Below are 20479 nucleotides of genomic sequence, written 5' to 3' on the forward strand. Positions count from 1 at the left end.
CTTGCCCCGAATGTTATCCTGAATGTGGTATTTCCTGTTCCGCCGAACCGCCGGTTTCATCCTGACATTGCTTGCGGTGTCCGTGGTGGTTTTTGCGGTCATGAACGTCCTGCCGGGCGATCCGGCGCTGACCATCCTGGGGCTGGATGCCACCGACGACGCGCTGGCGGCCCTGCGCGAACAACTGGGCCTGAACGAACCGCTGCTGACGCGGTATTTTTCCTGGGTCTGGCAGGCGCTTCAGGGTGATTTCGGCATCAGCCATTCGTTCCGCGTGCCGGTCTCCGAATTGATCGGCGAGCGGCTGGGCATGACAGTCGCGCTGGCGGTGGCGGGGATGGTCGCGACACTTGCCATCGCGCTGACGCTTGGCATCGGGGCGGCGGCGCGGCACCGCAGGATCGGCGACTGGGGGGTGATGTTCCTCAGCCAGTTGGGCATTGCCGTCCCGGCCTTCTGGCTGTCGATGCTGCTGGTGCTCCTCTTTGCCGTCAAACTGCGCTGGCTGCCGCCCGGCGGATTTGCGGGCTGGTCAGACCCGGTGGCGGCGGCCCGGTCGCTGATCCTGCCCACCATCGCGCTGGCGCTGGTGCAATCGGCGGTGCTGGCCCGCGTCACGCGGTCTTCGGCGCTTGAGGTGATGCGGCAGGATTTCGTGCGCACCGCCCGCGCCTCTGGCCTGTCGCGCCGCCGGGTGCTGTGGCGGCATGTGCTGCCCAATGCGCTGGTGCCGATCGTGACAATCGTGGGGATGCAATTCGCCGCCCTTGTGACCGGCACCATCGTGATCGAAAACGTCTTCTACCTGCCCGGCCTCGGGCGGCTGATCTTTCAATCCATCTCGAACCGGGACCTGCCCACGGTGCAGGCGCTGGTGATGCTCTTTGCCGCCATTGTGGTCACGGCGAATTTCGTGGTCGATCTGCTTTACGTGGTGATCGACCCCCGCCTGAAGGCCCGCGCATGACCCGCCGCCTGCCCGCGAATTTCATCATCGGCGCGGTGCTGGTGACGCTGGTTGTCGGCACCGCCGCGCTGTCGCTGGTCTGGACACCGCATGATGCCATCGCGATGAACATCCGCGACAAATTTGCAGAACCTTCCGCCGTCCATTGGCTGGGCACCGATCAACTGGGCCGCGATGTGGTCAGCCAGCTGATGGCAGCGGCGCGCAACTCGATGGCGGTGGCGCTGATCGCGGTGCTGCTGGGCGGGTCGGTCGGGGTTGCGCTGGGGCTGCTGGCCTCGGCCATCGGCGGCTGGGTCGAGGACGGCGTGATGCGGCTGGCCGACCTTGGCTTTGCCTTTCCCGCGCTGCTCTTCGCGATCATGCTGGCGGCGGTCTTTGGCCCTTCGCTGACCAATGCGGTGCTGGCAATTGCATTCATCAACATCCCGGTCTTTGCCCGCGTGGCGCGGGGATCGGCCAATCAGGTCTGGACGCTGGACTATGTGTCAGCGGCCCGCGCGGCGGGGATGAACCGTTTTGCCATCAGCCGCGATCACATCCTGCCCAACATCGCCGCCGCAATCATCGTGCAGGCCACCATCGAATTCGCCGTCGCGATCCTGGCCGAGGCGGCGCTGTCCTACCTCGGGCTGGGCGCACAACCGCCCGCGTCAAGCTGGGGCCGCATGCTGTCAGAGGCACAGACGCTGATGTATCTCGCCCCCCATCTCGCGATCTATCCCGGCCTTTGCATCGTCACCGCCGTGCTTGGATTTGGCCTGCTGGGTGACGGGTTGCGCGACATGACCGACCCAAGACTGGCGCGGGAGCGGTAGATGTTCGAGCTTGATAACCTCTCTGCCGCCTTCGGGTCCGCCACCGCGCTGCGGCGCGCCAGCCTGACGATCCGGCCCGGTGACCGTCTGGGCATCGTCGGCGAAAGCGGATCGGGCAAGACCATGCTGGCACTCTGTCTGATGGGCATGGCACCCGATGGCGCACGGCTGTCCGGGGCGCTGCGCATCGACGGGCAGGACATGACCCAGGCCAGCGAAACCGCCTGGCAGAGCCTGCGGGCAAGGCGCGTCGCGATGATCTTTCAGGAACCGATGGCGGCGCTGAACCCGCTGGTGCGGGTCGGCGACACGGTGGCCGAGCCGATCATGGTGCATGAAGGCCTGAGCCGCCATGCCGCGAGGGCCCGCGTGCTGGATCTCTTCGAAGAAGTCGGCATTCCCGATCCCGCCGCGCGGATGCGCCAGTTCCCGCATGAGCTGAGCGGCGGTCAGCGCCAGCGGGTGCTGATTGCGCTGGCGCTGGCCTGCAACCCCGCGCTGCTGATTGCAGATGAACCGACCACGGCACTGGACGCCAATATCGCGCTGCGGATCACCGACCTTCTGGTGCGGCTGGCCGGACAGCGCGACATGGCGCTGGTCTTTATCACCCATGACCTTGCCGCCGTGGCCCGCGCGACCCGTGACATCGTGGTGATGTATGGCGGCGACATGGTCGAACGCGGCCCAACCGATCAGGTGCTGGCCAACCCGGCACATCCCTATACCCGTGGCCTGCTGGCGGCGCGCCCCGATCCCGTCGCACAGACCCGTGTACCGGGCGGCAAACGCCCGCGCCTGCCAACCATCCCCGGCACCGTGCCCTCGCTGCCGGACCTGCCACAGGGCTGCCGATTTTCGGGCCGCTGCCCGGTAGAGATCGCCCGCTGCGCCACCGCCCGCCCCGGCCCGACCGACCTGGGTCGGGGCCGCAGCGCCTGCTGCCATCTGCTGACGGAGGGGACCACATGACCGCCCCCCTGCTCGACGCCCGCAGCCTGACCCGGCGCTACAGGCTGCCGCGCAGCACCCTGCTGGGCGCCGCGCCGGTGCTGACGGCGGTGGACAACATCAGCTTTACCATCCGCGCAGGCGAAACGCTGGGGGTCGTGGGGGAAAGCGGATCGGGCAAATCCACGCTGGCCCGCATGGTCATGGCGTTCGAACGGCCCGACGCCGGCGAAATCCTGTTTCGGGGCGACAACCTGCACGCCCTGCCCGCCGCCGCACTGCGCCACCAGCGGCGGTACTTCCAGATGGTCTATCAGGACCCTTTCGGTTCGCTCGACCCGCGCCGCACTGTCGGCTGGTCCATTGCGGAACCGCTGCGCGCCATCGGCACCGATGCCGATACCGCCCGCCGCACCGCCGAGGCGCTGGAGCAGGTCGGCCTGCACCCCCGCGACGGCGCAAAATACCCGCATGAATTTTCCGGCGGGCAGCGCCAGCGCATCGCCATTGCCCGCGCCATCGTCACCCGCCCTGCCCTGCTGATCGCGGATGAAGCGGTGTCCGCCCTGGATGTCTCGGTGCAGGCGCAGATCCTCAACCTGCTGATGGATCTGCAGGACGATCTTGGGCTGGGCATCCTTTTCATCAGCCACGATCTGGCAGTTGTCGCCTCGATCTGCGATCATCTGCTGGTCATGCAGCATGGCAAGGCACTTGAATCCGGGCCCGCCGCCCACATCCTGCGCCAGCCCGCCCATACCTATACACAAACCCTGCTCAAGGCCGCCGGAGTATCCACATGACCCGATTCATCCATCTGACCGATCTGCACATCTCGCACCCCCGTTCGCCGGACCCCAGCGACAAGTCCGGCGCGGTGGAAACGCTGAAGCGCGTGGTGCAGGTCATCAACGCGATGGAACGGCAACCCGCCTTTGTTGTCGCCAGCGGTGATCTGACCAACATGGGCGATCCCGACAGCTATCGTTTGCTGCAGGATATTCTGGAACCGCTTGTCCCCCCGCTGGTGATGGCCCTTGGAAACCACGACAAACGCGCGCCGTTCCACGAGGTGCTGGGCAATGCAGGCTCCGACGCACCCTATTTCCACGACACCGTGCATGGCGGGCTGCATGTGATCACGCTGGACACGATGAAACCGGGACATGTGGCCGGTACGATCTGCGATGCGCAGTTCGACTATCTGTCAAATGCCCTGTCGCGGCATACCGACCTGCCCCGGCTGATCGTCATGCACCACCCGCCGCGCGTCGATGCAAACGGCCTGCCCTGGGGCAGCATCGACATGGCGGCAACCGAGCGGCTGGCAAAGATGCTGCAAGGTCAGACCGTGGCCGGGATCCTGTCGGGCCATATCCACATCAACCAGGTCAACCACTGGCACGGCATTCCGATTGTCATTTCCAACGGCCAGGATTCCACCGTCGACCTGCTGGAAACCGACGGGCTGCGCATTGTCGAAGGCACCGGCATGGGCATCTGCGAATGGCGCGCTTCCGGCCTGTCGGTCAGCTTTGTGCCGCTGTCGCCCGCCGCGCGCGAATTGCGCATGATCGACCGCAAGAGACTGCTGGCGTTCACATGAGAGCAATGTCGCGACACCTGCCCGTCCGGGGCGCCTACAACATCCGCGACCTGGGCGGCTACACCACCGCAGGCGGTGGCATGATCCCCTGGCGGCGTTTCCTGCGCGCCGACAGCCTGCACCGGCTTGACCCTTCCGACGTCACCCGACTGCATGACGAGGGTCTGCGCCTGGTCATCGACCTGCGCACGCCGCAGGAAGTCGCAAGCGCGCCCAATCCCTTTGCAGCCTTTGCCGATGTTCATTTCGCCAACCTGCCCCTGTTTGACGATCTGTCACCGCAGGCCATGTCCCGCGCCGAGGTGGCAGACGCACATCCCCTGCTGACCTTCTACCTGACAGCGCTGGAAACACGGGCCACGGCAATCTGCACGGTCCTGTCCACGATGGCCGAACACCCCGAAGGGGGCGTGCTGTTCAATTGCACCGCCGGCAAGGACCGGACCGGGATCATCGCCGCCCTGCTGCTGGGCATCGCGGATGTGGACCGTGACCAGATCATCGCAGACTATGCCCTGACCGCCGATCTCATCCCCGATCTGGTCGAAGAGTTCCTGGACCTGTCACGCGCGCGCGGCGGCGATGTGGAAAGCTATGCCAGACTGCTGGAAAGCCCGGCAACCGCCATTGCCGCAACACTGGACCACATCGACCAAAGCTATGGCGGCGTGACGGGCTACCTGGAAAAGATCGGTCTGCCTCGATCCGATCTGCAAAAGCTCTATCTGCGTCTGACAAGGGCCTGATCCGGCGGACCACGCCCTGCCGAAATGATTATGATGCTTACCCCGAAAGAACGCGGTAAGCTGCGCCCGTATTGACCCGAGATAGCAAAGTTGCCGATGAAAGCCCTGCTGCAAACAATCCTGTTCCTGCTTGTGCTCTGTGCAGGCCTTTATGTCTGGATCATCTATGTTCCGGCGGCCCGCCCGCTGATTGAGCGCAGCGGCATTCCCGATCTGCTGGGCATCCAGCTGTCCCAGGCCGAGGCCGCGCCGCAGCAGGCAACGCCCCGTGGCGGCGGCGGCCCGGCCAAGGTCGCGATCGCCGCTGTTGGCGAAACCGCAATCGCCGACCGCATCACCGCCATTGGCGACGGGCGCGCGAAACGGTCGGTCACCGTGCGGTCCAATGCCGTGGGGGTCATCACCGAACTGACCCTGTCGGCGGGTGTCGCGGTCGAGGCGGGAACCGTGATTGCCCGCCTGCTGGACGAGGAAGAAGAGATTGCACTGGAACAGGCGCAGATCAACCTCGACGAGGCGCAGCGCGAAGAGACCAGGATCAAGCAGTTGTCCTCCACCGGTGCCGTGACCGAAGTGCGCCTGCGCGCAACCGAAGTGGCCCTGCGCAGTGCCGAACTGGCCGTGCGCAAGGCCCAGTTCGACCTGTCGCAGCGCCAGATCACCGCGCCGATCTCGGGCCGGGTCGGCATCACCGATGTCGAAGTCGGCGATCGCGTCAATGCGCAGGACGTGTTGGCCACGATCACCGACCGGTCCGACATCCTGATAGATTTCCGGGTGCCGGAACGGGTGGTGGGCAAGATCCGCCCCGGCCAGCAGATCACCGTGACGCCGCTGGGCCTGCGCGACACCGTCCTGACCGGCGAAGTGGCGGCCATCGACACCGTGGTGGACCGGACCAGCCGGACCCTGCTGGTGCAGGGCCGCGTCGCCAACAGCAACGACAGGCTGCGCGCCGGCATGGCGTTTTCGGTGGCAATGACCTTTCCCGGCGACAGCTACCTGTCGATACCCCCGCTGGCGCTGCAATGGTCCAGCGAGGGGCCATATGTCTGGGCCGTGCGCGACGGCAAAAGCGTGCAGGTCGCCGTGACCATCGCGCAGCGCAACAGTGATTCCGTCCTGATCCGCGCCGATGCGCTGAACGCGGGCGAAAACGTCGTGACCGAAGGCGTGCAAACCCTGCGCAACGGGGCAGAAGTCAGCCCGGTGAACAACCCGGCCACAACCGACGGCCAGACCGGCAAGGAAACCCTGTGAGCGCGCCGGAACCTCGCGCACCGGGAACCGCGCTGTTCGTGCGGCGGCCGATCCTGGCCTTTGTGCTGAATGCCCTGATCGTGCTGGCCGGTCTTGCGGGCCTCTTTGGCGCTGAAATCAGGGAACTGCCGAACGTGGACCGGCCTGTGGTCACGGTCACCACCCAGTTTTCCGGTGCCTCGCCCGAGGCCGTGGACCAGGAACTGACGGGCCGGATCGAGGGCGCCGTGGGCCGCGTGTCGGGGGTGCGGTCGATCTCCTCCAACTCCCGCTTTGGCCGCAGCCGCGTGACGCTGGAATTCAACGATTCCGTCGATATCGACGTGGCAGCGACCGATGTGCGCGACGCGGTCGCCCGGATCGCAAACCAGCTTCCCGAGGGGGCGGAACAACCCCAGATCGTCAAGGCCGACGCGAATGCCCAGCCGGTCATGCGCATCGCCGTCACCTCCACTGGGCGGTCGCCGCAGGAACTGACCCAGATCGTGCAGGACCGGGTCGAGGACCGGCTGATTTCCGTCGACGGCGTGGCCGACCTGCAGATCTATGGCGACCGGGAGCAGATCTTTCGCGTCGACATCGACCTGCTGGAACTGGCCAGCCGGGGTCTGACCCTGGGCGATGTGCAGCGCGGGCTGGCCGATGTGGCCTATGACACGCCCGCCGGTGACCTGTCGGGGGATCGCCAGTCGATCAACGTGCGCACCACCGCCAGCGTGGCGACCGCGCAGGCGTTCGAGGCGCTCGAAATCAGGGAAAACGTGAGTCTGGGCGATATCGCCCGCGTCTCGCTGGGCCCGGCACCGGGCGAAACCGTCCTGCGCGCCAACGGCCAGCAAGGCATGGGCATCGGGGTCATCCGGCAGGCCACGTCGAACACGCTCGAAATCTCTGAAAACGTGCGCGCCGTGGTGGATGAGCTGAACCAGACCCTGCCCGAGGATGTGAACATCTTTGTCACCTCGGACGATGCGATCTTCATCTCCGGCTCCATCGAGGAGGTGCTCAAGACGCTCGGTTTTGCCGTCGCCATCGTGGTTGCGGTGATCTTTCTTTTCCTGCGCGATGTCCGCGCGACGCTGATCCCGGCCCTGACCCTGCCGGTGTCCCTGATCGGTACGCTGGCGGCGATTTATCTGGTGGGGTTCTCTGTCAACATCCTGACCCTGCTGGCACTGGTGCTGGCCACCGGGATGGTGGTGGATGATGCCATCGTGGTGCTGGAGAACATCGTGCGGCAACGCACCCTCGGCATGGGGCCGCGGGCGGCTGCGGTCAACGGCACGGCGCAGGTGTTCTTTGCCGTGGTGACCACCACCGCGACACTGGCCGCTGTCTTTGTGCCCCTGTCATTCCTGCCCGGTCAGGCGGGCGGGCTGTTCCGTGAATTCGGCTTTACCCTGGCGATGGCGGTGCTCCTGTCCTCCATCGTGGCGCTCAGCCTCTGTCCGGTGCTGGCCAGCCGCCTGCTGACCGCCGCCCCGCCGAAAAACCCGCGTGGCCCGATGATCTGGCTCGGCAACCGCCTGTTCACCCTTTATGAAAAAACCCTGCGCGGCGCGCTGGCCATGCCCTTTATCATTGTCCTGATCGCGGTATTCGTCGCGGCCACCGCCGCCCTGATGGCGGGCGGCATCCGGCAGGAGCTGACCCCGCGGGAGGACCGGGCGGTGGCCCTGCTCAGCGTGACCGCGCCGCAGGGGGTGTCACTGGAATACACCCAGGGCAAGATGCGCGAGATCGAGGACGCGGTTGCACCCCTGCAGGACGCGGGCGAAGTGACCAATATCTTTTCGATCACCGGTTTCGGGGCCTCCAACCGCGGGTTCATGGTGTTCACCCTGGCCCAATGGGACGCACGGACACGGGGCCAGCAGGACATCGTGAACGACATCAACGCAGGGCTGAAGGACATCATCGGCGTCCGCGCCTTTGCCATCCAGCCCAATTCGCTGGGCATTCGCGGCGCCGGGCGCGGGCTGGCCTTTGCTATTACCGGCAACGACTATGACCAACTGGCCGAGGTCGCGCAGGCCATGGTGGACAGGCTCAGCGAAAATCCCGCCATGGGCCAGGTGCGGCTGGAATACGAACGCACCCAGCCGCAGCTTTTTGTGCAGATCGACAGGACACTGGCCGCCGACCTTGGCGTCGATATCACCGGCCTTGGCCAGGCCTTGCAGGCGGTGCTGGATGGGCGCGAGGTCGCATCCGTCTTTATCGGCGATACGAATTTCGGGGTGCAGATGCTGTCCACTTCTGACCCGGTGAACGATTCCGGCGATCTTGAGAACATCTTTATGCAGGCAGGCAACGGGCTGATGATCCCGCTGTCCAGCTTTGTCACCTTCGAGGAACGCGCAGTTGCCCCGGAACTGGACCGCGAGGGGCAGAACCGGTCGGTCGAACTGACTGCCGGTCTGACCCCGGAACTGTCGCTGGGCGATGCCATGGCGCAGGTTCAGGACATCGCGGATGACCTGCTGGCCGAACAGAATCGCATCGTGCCGCTGGCCGAAGCAGCAACCCTGGATCAGACCAACGGCGGCCTTTTCGTCACCTTCGGCTTTGCCATCCTCGTGGTGTTCCTGGTGCTGTCGGCCCAGTTCGAAAGCTTCATCTCGGCGGTGGTGGTGATGGCCACCGTGCCGCTGGGTCTGGCCTGCGCGGTCTTTGCCCTGCTGCTGACCGGGCAAAGCCTGAATGTCTACAGCCAGATCGGTCTGGTGATGCTGATCGGGATCATGGCCAAGAACGGGATTCTGATTGTCGAATTCGCCAACCAGCTGCGCGACAAGGGGCAGGATGTGCATGCCGCGATTCTCGATGCCTCCACCATCCGGCTGCGCCCGGTGATGATGACCATGACCTCGACCGTGCTGGGGGGCGTGCCGCTGATCCTGTCTGCCGGGGCCGGTGCCGAGGCGCGCGAGGCATTGGGCTGGGTGATCGTCGGCGGGTTGGGGATGGCAACGCTGTCCACGCTGTACCTCACGCCGGTCGCCTACCTGCTGCTGGCCCGGTTCTCTGTGCCCAAGGCGGAATCGGAAAAACGCCTCCGACAGGAGCTTGACGCCGCCGCGGCAGGCTGAGGCACGCCATGGGCGGGAAGAAGATTGCGCTGATGTTGCAAATCAGCGCTTATGACGCTATATACTGTCAGTATAGCCGATATGGGTGACGTCATGCAGATCAGAAACTTTGCCGATGGCGGACAGTTCGAACCGCGCAAGATCGCCGCAGCGCTCCGCACCTCTGCGGAGGAAATCGCCATGACCGTCGGGCTTGGCAAGGACGCGCTGCAGCGCCGCACCCGCATCAATTCGGACAAGACGCAGCGCCGGTTGCGCGAGCTGGTCGAAGTGCTCAACAAGGTCCAGCACCGCTTTGGGTCGGAACTGATGGCCTATGCATGGTACAGGTCCGAACCCCTGCCCGGTTTCGATGGCCGCACCGCGATGCAGCTTGTGCAGGAAGGCAAGGCGCAGCAGGTTCTTGAATATATCGACGCGATTGATGCAGGTGTCTTTGCCTGATGCCGCTGCGCGATGGGCGTTATCGGGGGCCGCTTTATCGCGCCCTGAACCCGGTCTATGCGCGGGAGCCGCTGTCGGGCCGTGGCGCACAGATTTATGGCGGACGGCTGAATGCCAGGGGAACCCCTGCGCTTTACACGGCGCTTGATCCGACCACGGCGCTGCGCGAAGCCAATCAGGCAGGCAGCCTGCAACCAACGGTGCTTGTTTCCTACAGCGCCGATCTGGGGCCGGTTTTCGACACCCGTGATGCAGACCAGCTTGCCCGACGCGGCATGTCCGAAAGCGCGCTTGCGGATTTCGGCTGGCGCATGAAGATGCTTGCAGGGCGCGCGGTGCCAACGCAGGATTTCGCGCGCACCCTGATTGCCGACGGCTTTGCCGGTCTGCTTGTTCAAAGCCATGCAAAGGGTGCCGCACAGAACGCCCTGAATATCGTTCTATGGAACTGGACGGGCGAGGGATGCGACCTGCGGGTTGTGGACGATGAGGACCGGCTGTCCCGGATGTAGGCTCAAGACACCGAACACAGCCGCAGCGCATCATAAACAGCGGCATGGATGTTGCGGGATGATTGCGCATCGCCAATCCGGTGCAGTTCAAACCCCCTGCCCCTTCGCGGCTGCGCCGAAAGGTCGCGCAGCGCATGCAGGTCGGTGACCCCGTCATTCCCAGATTGGCCGCGCAGATCCTCGAACAATTCGTTCATTGGCAATGTGCCCATTTCGACAATCACCTGATCGTAGGTCTGATGCGTGACATCATGGGTCAGCTCGTTCATCAGTGTCGCTTCAAGCTTGTTGCCTTTGCGCGTCACGCCGGTCAGCCGCAGGTTGCCCTCCGGGTAAAGGCCGGACTTGGCGAACTCCTTGTGCCAGCGTGTCGATTCCGGATAGGCAAGGTCCTGTCCAATGGTCACGTCAATCGTGGCCAGCCGCAGGTTTGCACCTTCGGCCTGCGCCATCTGTGCGGCCAGCAGTGCGGGATGCCTGCCGGTATTGTCCCAGATCAGGACGTCACCCGCAGGCCGAACCTGCCGCCCGACAATGTCCCAAGCGCTTTGCACCAGATCATGCCCCGCGCCGAACGACGTCTGCGGCACACCGCCGGTGGCCAGAATGACCAGATCGGGGTCAAGGGCCGCGATGCTTTCCATATCCATGTAGCGGTTGCATTCAACGTCGACACCTGACGCTTCCAGCTCGCTAAGGCGCCAGTCGATGACACCGATCAGATCGCGCCGCCAGTCGGACGCGGCCAACAGGACCTGACCGCCCGGTTGTGCCGCCGCTTCGAACAGTCGAACCCTGTGGCCCCGCGCCGCCAGCACCCGCGCCGCTTCCAGACCGGCAGGACCGGCCCCCACGACAACCGCATTGCGCGGTGTCAATGATGTCTCGATCCGGTGGCCAATGGTCAATTCGCGCCCGGTCGAGGCATTGTGCAGACATTTCGGGCGGTGCTGCGACTGGCAATGCCCCGCCCCGACGCAGGGCCTGATCCGTTGCTCTTGGCCCCGCATCAGCTTGGCCACCATATGCGGGTCCGCGATATGCGGACGGGTCAACCCCGCCATGTCCACATGCCCCTCCGAGACCGCAAAGCGGGCCGAGGCCATGTCGGACAGTTTCGCCGCATGGAAGACCGGCAGATTGACCGCGCGCTTGAACCGGCCCACCGCCGCAACCCAGGGTGCTGCGGGCGTGCCCATGCCGGGAAACACCTCTTCGGACAGCGAACGGGAGGTGTCCATCGAGCCGAACAGCGCATTGAAAAAATCGACCGCACCTTCGCGTTCCAGAATTTGTGCCGCAGCCAGACAATCGTCGGCTGACAATTCACCGTCGATGCCCTCGTCCACCACATAGCGCATGCCAACGATAAAATCGTCGCTGACATTGCGCCGGATCTCATCATGAACCATCAGCGCAAACCGCACGCGGTTTTCCAGCGATCCGCCAAACCGGTCGGTGCGGTGGTTGGTCTTGGGCGACAGGAACTGCCCGATCAGATGCCCCGAGGCCAGTGTCTCGATCCCGTCAAGCCCGCCTTCCTCACAGCGCCGCGCGGCTTGGCCGTAAGCTTTGACCACCCGCGCGATGTCATGTTCATCCATCTCGCGGGGGATGGCACGGTGCAGGGTTTCGCGGATCGGCGATGGGCCAATCGGCGGTAGCCAGTCCTGCGCATAGGGGTCGCCCCGCCGCCCAAGGTGGGTGATCTGGCACATCAGCGCAGCCCCCTGCGCGTGCATCCGTTCGGAAAACTGCTGAAGGTGCGGGATGATCCCGTCGGTGCCGACATTCAGCTGTTGAAAGATGTTCGGACTGTCGATGTCCACATTCGACGATCCGCCAAACATCGACAGACCAATCCCGCCCCGTGCCTTTTCTTCGTGATAGGCCTGATAGGCCTCCTGGGGGAAACCGTCCTTTTCAAGCCCACAGGCATGCGACGTGCTCATGATCCGGTTGCGCAGAACCAGTTTCTTCAGCTTCAGCGGTTGCAGCAGCGGGTCCTTGCTGCGGGTCGGGCTGTGAATGGTCACGGCAATCTCCTGTTCTGATGTGCGTCTTTCGCGGAGGGGCCTCTCAAAGCACCTTGGACAGGAATTCCCGTGTGCGCGGGTCCTGCGGCTTGTCAAATATCTGCGACGGTGGGCCGCTTTCCACGATACGTCCTGCATCGGTAAAATAGACCCGATCCGAAATCTCACGGGCAAAGCCCATTTCGTGCGTCACCAGCATGCAGGTCATGCCGTCACCCGCCAGATCCTTGATCGTCACCAGCACCTCCTTGACCGTCTCGGGGTCAAGTGCTGCGGTCACCTCGTCGAACAGCATCACGTCAGGGCGCATGCACAGGCTGCGCGCAATCGCGACGCGCTGTTGCTGACCTCCGGACAGTTCGGCCGGATAGGCCTCTTCCTTGTCGCGCAGCTTGACCTTTTCCAGCAGGGCGCGGGCGCGGGCTTCCACCTCCTTGCGGTTTTCCTTCAGCACCAGCAGCGGTGCCATCATCACGTTCTGCAAGACGGTGCGGTGCGGGAACAGGTTGTACTGTTGGAAAACGATCCCGACCTTGCGCCGCAGCGCCAGCTTGTCGAGCCCGGCATCGTGGACCTCGATCCCCTCGACCTTGACCGACCCCTTGCTGACAGGGGTCAGCCCGTTGATGGTGCGGATCAGCGTGGATTTGCCCGACCCGGACGGCCCGATGATGCAGACCACCTCGCCTTTCATCACGTCGATGTCGATGCCTTTGAGAACCTCGAAGGTGCCAAAGCTCTTGTGGACACCGTGCAGTGACACGATGGGCTGCGCGGGGGACCAGGTTTCGGTGGGGGACATGATCATGAAGTCTCCTGTCAGGACGCGACGGCAAAGCGTTTTTCAAGCCGGCGGGTGTAAACGGATAGCGGATAGATGAAGACAAAGAAGATCGTCATCAGGAACAGATAGAACGGGATCAGGAATTCGGGGCGGGCGCCTGCAGCTTCCATCGCCGCCTGGGTGTTGCCCAATGCCTCATCCACCCCGAGGATCGCAGCCATCGGTGTCATCAGGGTCAGCAACGCATACCAGTTCATCCAGGGCGGCAGCATCCGGCGGATGCATTGCGGCAGGATGACATGGCGCAGTGTCTGGCCGCGGGTGAAGGCCAGGCTTTCCGCACTTTCCCACTGACCCGACGGGATCGACAATACCGCACCCCGCAGGATTTCCGATATGTTGGCCATCACCGGCAGGGCAAAGCCGAAGGTCGCCTTGACCCAGTCGGGGATCATCACGCGGCCAACGCCGGGCAAGGTCATCTGAAACGGCACCAGCAACATGATCGCAAACAGGATCACCAGCCAGGGCGAGTTGCGGAAAAGGTGCGTTACAAGCCTTGCAGGCACACGGATCAGCGCAACAGGGCTGATCTGCATGAACCCCAAGATCACACCCATCACCGTGGCGAAACCCATCGCCAGAACGCTCATCAGCAGATTCAGCCCGAAACCCTTGAGGATGAAGGGCATCCAGATCACCAGCGATGCAAGCGCAGAGGGCCGGGCCGCCCCACCGTCTTGCGCCGTGGCGGCAAGGGCGGCGGCAAGGCACAGACCGGCGGCAAGAACAGGCGCGCGCCAGGTGACACGGGAAACTTTCCAGTTCGGTATCATTGGCCATACCCCGGCAATGCAAGCCTGTGTTCGATCACCGACATGATCCGCGCGATGATGGCGACAAGCACGATGTAATACAGGAACAGCAGCACCATCATCTCCGGCACATTGACGCTGTCCGACCATATCCCGCTGAGGGAATAGGTAATTTCGGGAACCGCAATCACATAGGCCAGCGAAGACGTCTTGGCGAGTGAAACGATATTGTTGGTCAGCGCAGGCAGGCAGATGCGCACCGCCAGCGGCAGGGTGATGTAGACAAAGATCTTGAACTGAGAGAACCCCAACGACTCCGCCGCCTCCTTGGTGGAGTCAGGCACCGCCTCGATCCCCGAACGAAAGATCTCCACGTTGTAACTTCCGCCGAAAATGCCGATGGCGATCACCGCCCAGCCAAAGCTGCCGATCATCGGCTCATACCAGCCGCCCATATCGACCTGCGGGGTGATCGCCCCGAGGCCAAAGTAGAAAAACAACAGCTGCACGATGGGCGGCGTGTTGCGGAAAACCTCGATATAGGCGGCGACCAGCCAGCGCACCGGCCTGACCCGTGAGGTCTGCGCGCCCGCGCCGACCACGCCAATCACCAGCGATACCGCGATGATGGCCGTGATCAGCTTGATCGAAACCCACATGCCCTCCAGCAGACGACCCCAGTCATAGGAATCGTAGAAGGGCGAAAAATTCAGCCCGGTGGTGTCGTTGAGCCGTTCAAAGAACGGCGCGATGAGGTCCAGCAAGATGTAATCCTGTCATTGGCCGGGGGGGCGTACCCCCCCCGGTGTCATCAGTTGTCCAGATAGGAGCTGTCGTACTGCAGCTTTTCGTTCATATCGGCGATCCACGGGGACGGCTTGACGCCCCATTTCTCTTCAAGCTCGATCAGCGTGCCGTCCTTGTGCCAGTTGTAGGCCATACCGGACATGAAGGTGCCCCAGATACCGTCCTTCTCTTCCAGCGGCACGGCAAGGCCCCAGGGGTTCGAGAAAACCGTGCCCACCGGCATTTCATAGCCATCCCACTCACCACTGGCGAGATCGGCCGAAATCGACGTGTCGTCATAGACCCAGGCAACACATTTGCCTGACCGCAGTGCCTCCTTGGCCTCGGTATTGCCGCCAAAGGCCACCACATCCGCGCCAAACTCGACCTCCGCGATCTTGTTGTAAAACACCCCCTGCTTGCCGCAGACAGGCTTGCCCTTGATGTCGTCCCAGGACGAAATCACGCCTTCCTTGGCCATCAGCGTCGGCCCGGACGTCCAGTAGGCGGGTTCAACAATCCCCACCACCTCGCGACGGTCGGGGCGGTCGGACATGGCACCGATCAGCAGGTCGATCTTGCCCTGTTGCAGAAACTCCATACGGTTGGCCGAGGAAATCACAACCGTTTCCAGCTCGACCCCCATGCGATCTGCAACCGTCTGGGCGAGGTCCACCTCAATCCCCTCGACAGAACCGTCCGGCGCGCGAAATGCCCAGGGCTTGAACGCGCCCTGCACGCCGACACGCAGCACACCGCGTTCGAGAACTTCCTTGAAGCGGTCGTTGGTCACCTCCTGCGCCAGCCCCGCCGTGGCGGTCAGCGCGCCCAGGGCGATGGTACTCAGCAGTGTTTTCATCATGGTCATCGGTTTCTCCTTGTTGGTTTTGTCATGGTTGCATTGCCGGTTGATCCGGCTCTTTCCTGTTGTGCCGCGGCACACAGAATTCCGTTTCCTGTCGTGCCAGGAACGCCTCGATCTCCGAAGCTTTCCTGACCGCGCTCCAGCCGAACAGCGGGGCCAATGTGTCGGCAGTCCGCGCTGCATCCTCGCGGCTGACCATCCCTGACCAGACCGCGCCGGTGCGGCGCGCCAGAACCGCATAGAGGTCCGGCGCATGTTCATGGGTCACAGCGAGCGCCTCAGCGTCTGTCGGGGCTTGCGTGGTCTGTCCCAGGCTGATCGTCGCCCGGGCTTTGGGCGGGCCGATCCGCGCGACCACCTCGGACAACATGCGGCGTCCTGCGCTACGCAGGCTCATCACCGGCCCCGCCGTCATCGCGAGAACGTTCTCGAACCCCTGCGGGGCCAGATCATGCACCCTGCGTTCACGCGCGCCCATCGGGCGGCTTGCATCCTCGGTCAGCGGGCGCACCCCGGCCCAGCATTGTTCCACGTGCTTCTCCGTCAGACCCAGACCCGGCAACAAATGGTTCGCCTCACCCAGCAGGAACGCCAGATCATCGCGATCCGCATGAACGTTCCGTGCGTCCCCTTCAAATGGCGTCTCGGTCGGCCCGAAATAGAACCGGTCCTGCCCCAGCGGCAGGCCATAAAACGGATGGCCGCCGCGATGCATTGTGGCGATCCCCCGGTCGGCAAATCCTTCGGGCAGCCGGACGATGATATGCGCACCCTTTGTCCCACGCACCAGACGCTTGCCAAAGTCGGCAAGCCCGTCGGCCCAGCTTCCGGCCAAGTTCAGAACCACAAGGGCGCGCGCCTCGGTGATGCTGCCGGGACCCTCAAGCCCCAAACGCCACAAACCCGCCACGTCCCTGCCCCGCAACTCCGCTCGGGTCATCAGCCGTAACTCTGCCCCATGCAACTCTGCGTCCAGCGCATTGTCGATGCACAGGCGCTCGGGCTCCGTGAACAGATATTCGCGAAAGCTGACCATGCCGCGCAACGCGTCCTGATCGCGCAGATGTCGGCCAATGGGATGCGTCCCTGCGGCATCGGCATCGCGCGATTTGACATCCAGGGGCACCCCGGACGGGCCAATCAGACGCAGCAGCCGCAGACCGGCATCAAGCTGCCAGCGCGGAAACGGGCCGTCGCGCCAGATTGGAAATGACAGCTCAATCGCCCGCGTTCCGACGGTTTCGTCCTGCGCCAGTTCGGCCCGCGCCTGCATCGCATCCCGTGCCATATGCAGCGCGCGCGCAAACCGGATGGGATGCCGGATCGCGTTTCTGATCGGATCGGGCCCCTCAAGATAGCGCAGTCCGCAATGCAACATGCGCGACGACCTGCCACTGGCGCCTGATCCCAGATCCTCGGCCTCGACCAACAACACCTTGTACCCTGCCCCGGCCAGTTCGCGCAGAGCAGCCGTGCCGTTGACGCCGCCTCCGACGACCACGACATCGAAAATCTCTTTGTTCCTTTCGGGGGGCAGGTTCTGGTTCATGGACCGTACTAGAACCAATCACCCATTAGAATCAAAATGCAAAGTTAACCTTTCAATATGCGTTTCACGCATATTGAACCGGGCCGCCTGTCAGCCCATCCCGGCAAGCACCTCGTCCCTCAGTGTTTCCGCATGGCCGATCAACTCGGTCGCCAGAACAGTCGGCGTGCGCGTGTCGGGTTCCAGCAGGGCAAATCGGCACGGGATCTGCGGCAGAAAGGGCCGGAACACGATGCTGGGATCGCGATTGGCCCATGCGGTGAAAGGGTCAACCACCGCCAGCCCCAACCCGCGCTTGACCATGCTGCACATCGGAGCGGACATGGTTGTCTCGGTCAGTTGCAATGGCGTGATCCCCGCGCCCTGCATGATGTCATCAAAGATCCGCCGCGCCGAAACCGAAACCGTCCAGCCGATCAGCCGCTCGCCCGACAGATCCTCTGGCCGCACGACTTCGCGCTCGGCCAACGGATGATCCGCCGGAATCGCGGTGATATAGCTGGTGTCGGCAAAAATACGTGTGTGAAACCCCGACAGTTGGAACGGTGTCTCCGCCAGGCCGAAATCGACCTGCTGTGTGGCCACCCATTTTTCAACGCTGACCGACATTCTGACGTTCAGCTTGACCCGTGCCAGCGGCCTGCCTTGCGAAAACCGCGAAATGACCTCGGGCAGAAAGTCCAGCCCAAGCGCCGGCAGCGCGGCGATCCTGACACCGCCGTCCGCGCCTTCTTCCATGCGGCGGCTGAAGTCATCCAGCGACGACAGGGTCACAAACAACCGTTCCACCTCGTCCAGCAGCAGATGCGCCGCATGGGTGGGCACAACCCGCCCCTTGCGCCGCTCGAACAACTTGACGCCGACGCTGCTTTCCAGCTTGTCGATCATCCGACTGACCGCAGGCTGGCTGCGCCCCAGAACTTCGGCAGCACCTGAAATGGTGCCTGTACGCATCACGATCTGAAACGCCTCATATATGGAGGGGTGCAGCCTCATTTGCCCATTCCTGGTTCCAGCAGTGCATCGACCCCCAGCGCCGGATAGCGCGCGGCGATGGCCATCAGATCGGACTGCATTTCACTGACCAGCCAGCTGCTGACGTCCTGCACCACATCGGCATGGTCGCCCCCCGACCGCGCCAGAATGCGGCATTCGCGACCGGGGCATACCTGTTTGTTCACTGCCGGAATCAACCGCTCCTCGTTTATCCAGTGGCTGACGATGTTCATCCAGCCCGCAGCGATCCCCTGCCCCAGAAGGGCGGCTTGAATCACCACGGAATAATCCGAAAACCCCAATTGTGCCTCGCGCCGCAGACCCATGCCGACCATCAGATCGGCCAGTTCGTCCGAGGCCTCGCCTTCAAGCCGGATCAGGGCGGGACCGTCCTTTGGCGGTGGTTCCAGATAGCCCGGCGCGCAGACCGGGACATAAGACTCACGCATGACAAACCGCCCGGCGGTGTCCGGCGCAACGCCATAACGCATGGCAATATCCACGCCATTGGTCGGCCCGGTCACCTGACCGGCAATAAGCTGAAACCGCAGATCGACGCCGGGAAAGGTCGCCTGAAACCGTGCAATGCGCGGCATCAGCCAATGGGTTGTAAAGGCGGTCGAGACCGACAATGTGACCTGTACCTTGCCCGTCCGCCGCTCCTCGATCTGGTGAAGAACGCGATCTATCTGCAAAAATGCCGTTTCCACAGCGGTTTTCAACAGTTGACCACTTTCTGTCAGCCGCGCACCCGGTTTGCCGCGCAGGAACAATTGCGCGCCAAGATGCTCCTCCAGACCGGCAAGCGCCCGGCTGACGGCGGGCTGTGTGACGTTCAACTCTTCCGCCGCCCGTGTGAAATTCTCATGCCGTGCCGCCGCTTCAAAAACAAACAGCGCATTGGCGGAGGGAAGTTTGCGACGGAGACCATTCATTACCTCAGATTATGGAAACCCTCAGAATTTGGCAATTGCCCAATTCACTGCATCTGCACCATGTTTGCCGCAACGCAACCGCCCTGCGGGGCCTCCAGCATGAGGGTTTCATGGATTTCACCCCGTTCAAAGTTTTGACGTTCGACATTGTCGGCACCTGTATTGATTTCGAAAAAGGCGTTCTTGACGCCGTGCGGCGGATCGGCGGGCGCCCGGATCTGTCTGACGACGATATCTTTGGCCCTTACATGGCGGGCCGCGACCAACACTACGGCCGCTCAAGCGAGGTCTTTTCCGATGTCTATCTGCATCTGGCAAAAGAGCTTGATCTGGACGCAACGCCCGAGGCAGCCCGCGACTTTCAACTGTCGGTGCTGGAATGGCCCGCCTTTGCCGATTCAGTCGAGGCGCTGGCCCGCCTGCGCAGCCGCTTTCGGCTGGTCGCAATGACCAATGCGGACCGCACTGCCTATACCTCTTACGCGCATCGGTTGGGGCTGCCGTTCCACGATGCCGTCACCTGTGACGAAGCCCAATGCGCCAAGCCAAACCCCGAATTCTTTGCCTTCAATCGCGGACGTCAGTCGGCGCTTGGCTACAAGCAAAGCGAAATCCTGCATGTCGCCCAAAGCCAGCATCACGACATCGGCATCGCGAAATCGTTGGGCTACACAACCTGCTGGATCGAACGGCGACATGACCAGCCCGGTTACGGTGCTACGCCAGATCCCGCCACGTTCACCGAACCCGATCTGCGGCTGCACAGCCTGGGGGCGCTGGCCGACGCCGTGTTTGGAACAGCATGACCAGACTGCCGCCGCCCGCGATATCGCTCTGGCGTGACCAGATCGGGAATGGGGCTGATTACCCTGCGCTGACACGGGATGTTTCCTGTGACATCGCGATTGTGGGCGGCGGCTATACCGGCCTGCACGCCGCGCTGACCCTCGCGGCGACAGGGTTAAGCGTGGTGGTGCTGGAGGCCGGAACACCCGGCACCGGCGGCAGTGGTCGGAACGGCGGCGTCGTATCCGCCAAGTTCAGGCGCGACTTTGCCGAAATTGCCAGATCCGAAGGGATCGACATGGCCCGCCGGATGCATGACATCGCGACAGGCAGCGTTGATCATCTGATCCACACCATCGACAAGCTTGATCTTAAAGAGACCGGATTTCGCAAGGATGGCGCGCTGAAATGCGCCCATTCCGCCAAGGCGTTCGACCATGCCCGGCAAGAGGTCGACTGGCTCCGCGATACGCTGGGCGACACCGGTTGTCGTAGTACCCTAATAAAAGAGAAATTACCGCTTCTGGCCTA

Annotated in this window: 20 protein-coding genes; 12 read left to right on the forward strand and 8 right to left on the reverse strand. The window is 63.4% G+C overall.

The genetic code is table 11. The annotated features are described in order from the left end of the window. Positions 1-22 precede the first annotated feature (22 nt). The 10 genes from A8B82_RS19535 (at position 23) to A8B82_RS19580 (ending at position 10396) form a co-directional block, all read left to right on the forward strand. Complete coding sequence (locus A8B82_RS19535; RefSeq protein WP_067296336.1) at positions 23-967, forward strand: ABC transporter permease; 945 nt, start codon at positions 23-25, stop codon at positions 965-967. Further along, positions 964-1785, forward strand: a complete 822-nt coding sequence (locus A8B82_RS19540) for an ABC transporter permease (RefSeq protein WP_067296339.1) — start codon at positions 964-966, stop codon at positions 1783-1785. Before A8B82_RS19535 ends, A8B82_RS19540 begins: the two co-directional genes overlap by 4 nt. Then, positions 1786-2757: an ABC transporter ATP-binding protein gene (locus tag A8B82_RS19545; RefSeq protein WP_067296342.1), complete on the forward strand. Its 972-nt coding sequence runs from the start codon at positions 1786-1788 to the stop codon at positions 2755-2757. Continuing rightward, positions 2754-3539, forward strand: coding sequence for an ATP-binding cassette domain-containing protein (locus A8B82_RS19550; protein ID WP_067296344.1), 786 nt, complete (start codon positions 2754-2756; stop codon positions 3537-3539). The genes A8B82_RS19545 and A8B82_RS19550 overlap by 4 nt, the downstream gene beginning before the upstream one ends. Further along, a complete protein-coding gene (locus A8B82_RS19555) occupies positions 3536-4342 on the forward strand; it encodes a metallophosphoesterase family protein (protein ID WP_067296348.1) in 807 nt (268 codons plus the stop codon). The genes A8B82_RS19550 and A8B82_RS19555 overlap by 4 nt, the downstream gene beginning before the upstream one ends. A gap of 5 nt (positions 4343-4347) precedes the next feature. Further along, positions 4348-5088, forward strand: coding sequence for a tyrosine-protein phosphatase (locus tag A8B82_RS19560; protein ID WP_161489482.1), 741 nt, complete (start codon positions 4348-4350; stop codon positions 5086-5088). Between the two features lie 96 nt (positions 5089-5184). Continuing rightward, positions 5185-6348 carry an efflux RND transporter periplasmic adaptor subunit gene (locus tag A8B82_RS19565; protein ID WP_067296354.1) on the forward strand — a complete coding sequence of 388 codons (1164 nt, stop codon included), beginning with the start codon at positions 5185-5187 and terminating at the stop codon, positions 6346-6348. Beyond that, complete coding sequence (locus tag A8B82_RS19570; protein ID WP_067296357.1) at positions 6345-9440, forward strand: efflux RND transporter permease subunit; 3096 nt, start codon at positions 6345-6347, stop codon at positions 9438-9440. Before A8B82_RS19565 ends, A8B82_RS19570 begins: the two co-directional genes overlap by 4 nt. A 93-nt stretch (positions 9441-9533) precedes the next feature. Next, positions 9534-9884: an MbcA/ParS/Xre antitoxin family protein gene (locus tag A8B82_RS19575; RefSeq protein WP_067296362.1), complete on the forward strand. Its 351-nt coding sequence runs from the start codon at positions 9534-9536 to the stop codon at positions 9882-9884. Continuing rightward, complete coding sequence (locus tag A8B82_RS19580; protein ID WP_067296364.1) at positions 9884-10396, forward strand: RES family NAD+ phosphorylase; 513 nt, start codon at positions 9884-9886, stop codon at positions 10394-10396. Before A8B82_RS19575 ends, A8B82_RS19580 begins: the two co-directional genes overlap by 1 nt. A 2-nt stretch (positions 10397-10398) precedes the next feature. Here the strand turns inward: A8B82_RS19580 and A8B82_RS19585 are convergent, their stop codons facing one another. The 8 genes from A8B82_RS19585 to A8B82_RS19620 form a co-directional block, all read right to left on the reverse strand. Further along, a complete protein-coding gene (locus tag A8B82_RS19585) occupies positions 10399-12432 on the reverse strand; it encodes an oxidoreductase (protein WP_201120854.1) in 2034 nt (677 codons plus the stop codon). Positions 12433-12475: 43 nt separating this feature from the next. After that, complete coding sequence (locus A8B82_RS19590) at positions 12476-13234, reverse strand: amino acid ABC transporter ATP-binding protein (protein ID WP_067296416.1); 759 nt, start codon at positions 13232-13234, stop codon at positions 12476-12478. 17 nt (positions 13235-13251) lie between these two features. Beyond that, positions 13252-14052, reverse strand: coding sequence for an amino acid ABC transporter permease (locus A8B82_RS19595; protein WP_067296370.1), 801 nt, complete (start codon positions 14050-14052; stop codon positions 13252-13254). After that, positions 14049-14795, reverse strand: coding sequence for an amino acid ABC transporter permease (locus A8B82_RS19600; protein ID WP_067296376.1), 747 nt, complete (start codon positions 14793-14795; stop codon positions 14049-14051). Before A8B82_RS19600 ends, A8B82_RS19595 begins: the two co-directional genes overlap by 4 nt. Positions 14796-14842: 47 nt before the next feature. Further along, positions 14843-15685, reverse strand: coding sequence for a transporter substrate-binding domain-containing protein (locus A8B82_RS19605; RefSeq protein WP_067296379.1), 843 nt, complete (start codon positions 15683-15685; stop codon positions 14843-14845). Between the two features lie 22 nt (positions 15686-15707). Continuing rightward, the gene (locus A8B82_RS19610; protein ID WP_067296386.1) at positions 15708-17231 is read right to left on the reverse strand and encodes an FAD-dependent oxidoreductase; all 1524 of its coding nucleotides are present in this window, start codon (positions 17229-17231) and stop codon (positions 15708-15710) included. Positions 17232-17321: 90 nt separating this feature from the next. Beyond that, entirely contained in the window at positions 17322-18227 is a 906-nt protein-coding gene (locus tag A8B82_RS19615; RefSeq protein WP_067296388.1) for a LysR substrate-binding domain-containing protein, read from the reverse strand. Continuing rightward, positions 18224-19162: a LysR family transcriptional regulator gene (locus A8B82_RS19620; protein WP_067296390.1), complete on the reverse strand. Its 939-nt coding sequence runs from the start codon at positions 19160-19162 to the stop codon at positions 18224-18226. Before A8B82_RS19620 ends, A8B82_RS19615 begins: the two co-directional genes overlap by 4 nt. 110 nt (positions 19163-19272) lie before the next feature. Here A8B82_RS19620 and A8B82_RS19625 point away from each other — a divergent pair, with 110 nt between their 5' ends. Together A8B82_RS19625 and A8B82_RS19630 are read left to right on the forward strand one after the other, a co-directional pair. After that, the gene (locus A8B82_RS19625; RefSeq protein WP_067296418.1) at positions 19273-19968 is read left to right on the forward strand and encodes an HAD-IA family hydrolase; all 696 of its coding nucleotides are present in this window, start codon (positions 19273-19275) and stop codon (positions 19966-19968) included. Further along, positions 19965-20479 (forward strand): FAD-dependent oxidoreductase (locus tag A8B82_RS19630; protein ID WP_138069817.1); only part of this gene is annotated, 515 nt, incomplete at its 3' end. The genes A8B82_RS19625 and A8B82_RS19630, both read left to right, overlap by 4 nt.

Origin of the sequence: Sulfitobacter sp. EhC04, from assembly GCF_001650875.1 — a bacterium.
GTDB lineage: Bacteria > Pseudomonadota > Alphaproteobacteria > Rhodobacterales > Rhodobacteraceae > Sulfitobacter.

Excerpts from the sequence above, each read along its gene's own strand:
- A8B82_RS19565 (WP_067296354.1), top strand. The coding sequence starts at position 5,185 with ATGAAAGCCCTGCTGCAAACAATCCTGTTCCTGCTTGTGCTCTGTGCA.
- A8B82_RS19610 (WP_067296386.1), bottom strand. The coding sequence starts at position 17,231 with ATGAACCAGAACCTGCCCCCCGAAAGGAACAAAGAGATTTTCGATGTC.
- A8B82_RS19555 (WP_067296348.1), top strand. The coding sequence starts at position 3,536 with ATGACCCGATTCATCCATCTGACCGATCTGCACATCTCGCACCCCCGT.
- A8B82_RS19620 (WP_067296390.1), bottom strand. The coding sequence starts at position 19,162 with ATGAATGGTCTCCGTCGCAAACTTCCCTCCGCCAATGCGCTGTTTGTT.
- A8B82_RS19580 (WP_067296364.1), top strand. The coding sequence starts at position 9,884 with ATGCCGCTGCGCGATGGGCGTTATCGGGGGCCGCTTTATCGCGCCCTG.
- A8B82_RS19545 (WP_067296342.1), top strand. The coding sequence starts at position 1,786 with ATGTTCGAGCTTGATAACCTCTCTGCCGCCTTCGGGTCCGCCACCGCG.
- A8B82_RS19560 (WP_161489482.1), top strand. The coding sequence starts at position 4,348 with ATGTCGCGACACCTGCCCGTCCGGGGCGCCTACAACATCCGCGACCTG.
- A8B82_RS19535 (WP_067296336.1), top strand. The coding sequence starts at position 23 with ATGTGGTATTTCCTGTTCCGCCGAACCGCCGGTTTCATCCTGACATTG.
- A8B82_RS19595 (WP_067296370.1), bottom strand. The coding sequence starts at position 14,052 with ATGATACCGAACTGGAAAGTTTCCCGTGTCACCTGGCGCGCGCCTGTT.
- A8B82_RS19615 (WP_067296388.1), bottom strand. The coding sequence starts at position 18,227 with ATGAGGCTGCACCCCTCCATATATGAGGCGTTTCAGATCGTGATGCGT.
- A8B82_RS19605 (WP_067296379.1), bottom strand. The coding sequence starts at position 15,685 with ATGACCATGATGAAAACACTGCTGAGTACCATCGCCCTGGGCGCGCTG.
- A8B82_RS19625 (WP_067296418.1), top strand. The coding sequence starts at position 19,273 with ATGGATTTCACCCCGTTCAAAGTTTTGACGTTCGACATTGTCGGCACC.
- A8B82_RS19590 (WP_067296416.1), bottom strand. The coding sequence starts at position 13,234 with ATGTCCCCCACCGAAACCTGGTCCCCCGCGCAGCCCATCGTGTCACTG.
- A8B82_RS19550 (WP_067296344.1), top strand. The coding sequence starts at position 2,754 with ATGACCGCCCCCCTGCTCGACGCCCGCAGCCTGACCCGGCGCTACAGG.
- A8B82_RS19575 (WP_067296362.1), top strand. The coding sequence starts at position 9,534 with ATGCAGATCAGAAACTTTGCCGATGGCGGACAGTTCGAACCGCGCAAG.
- A8B82_RS19540 (WP_067296339.1), top strand. The coding sequence starts at position 964 with ATGACCCGCCGCCTGCCCGCGAATTTCATCATCGGCGCGGTGCTGGTG.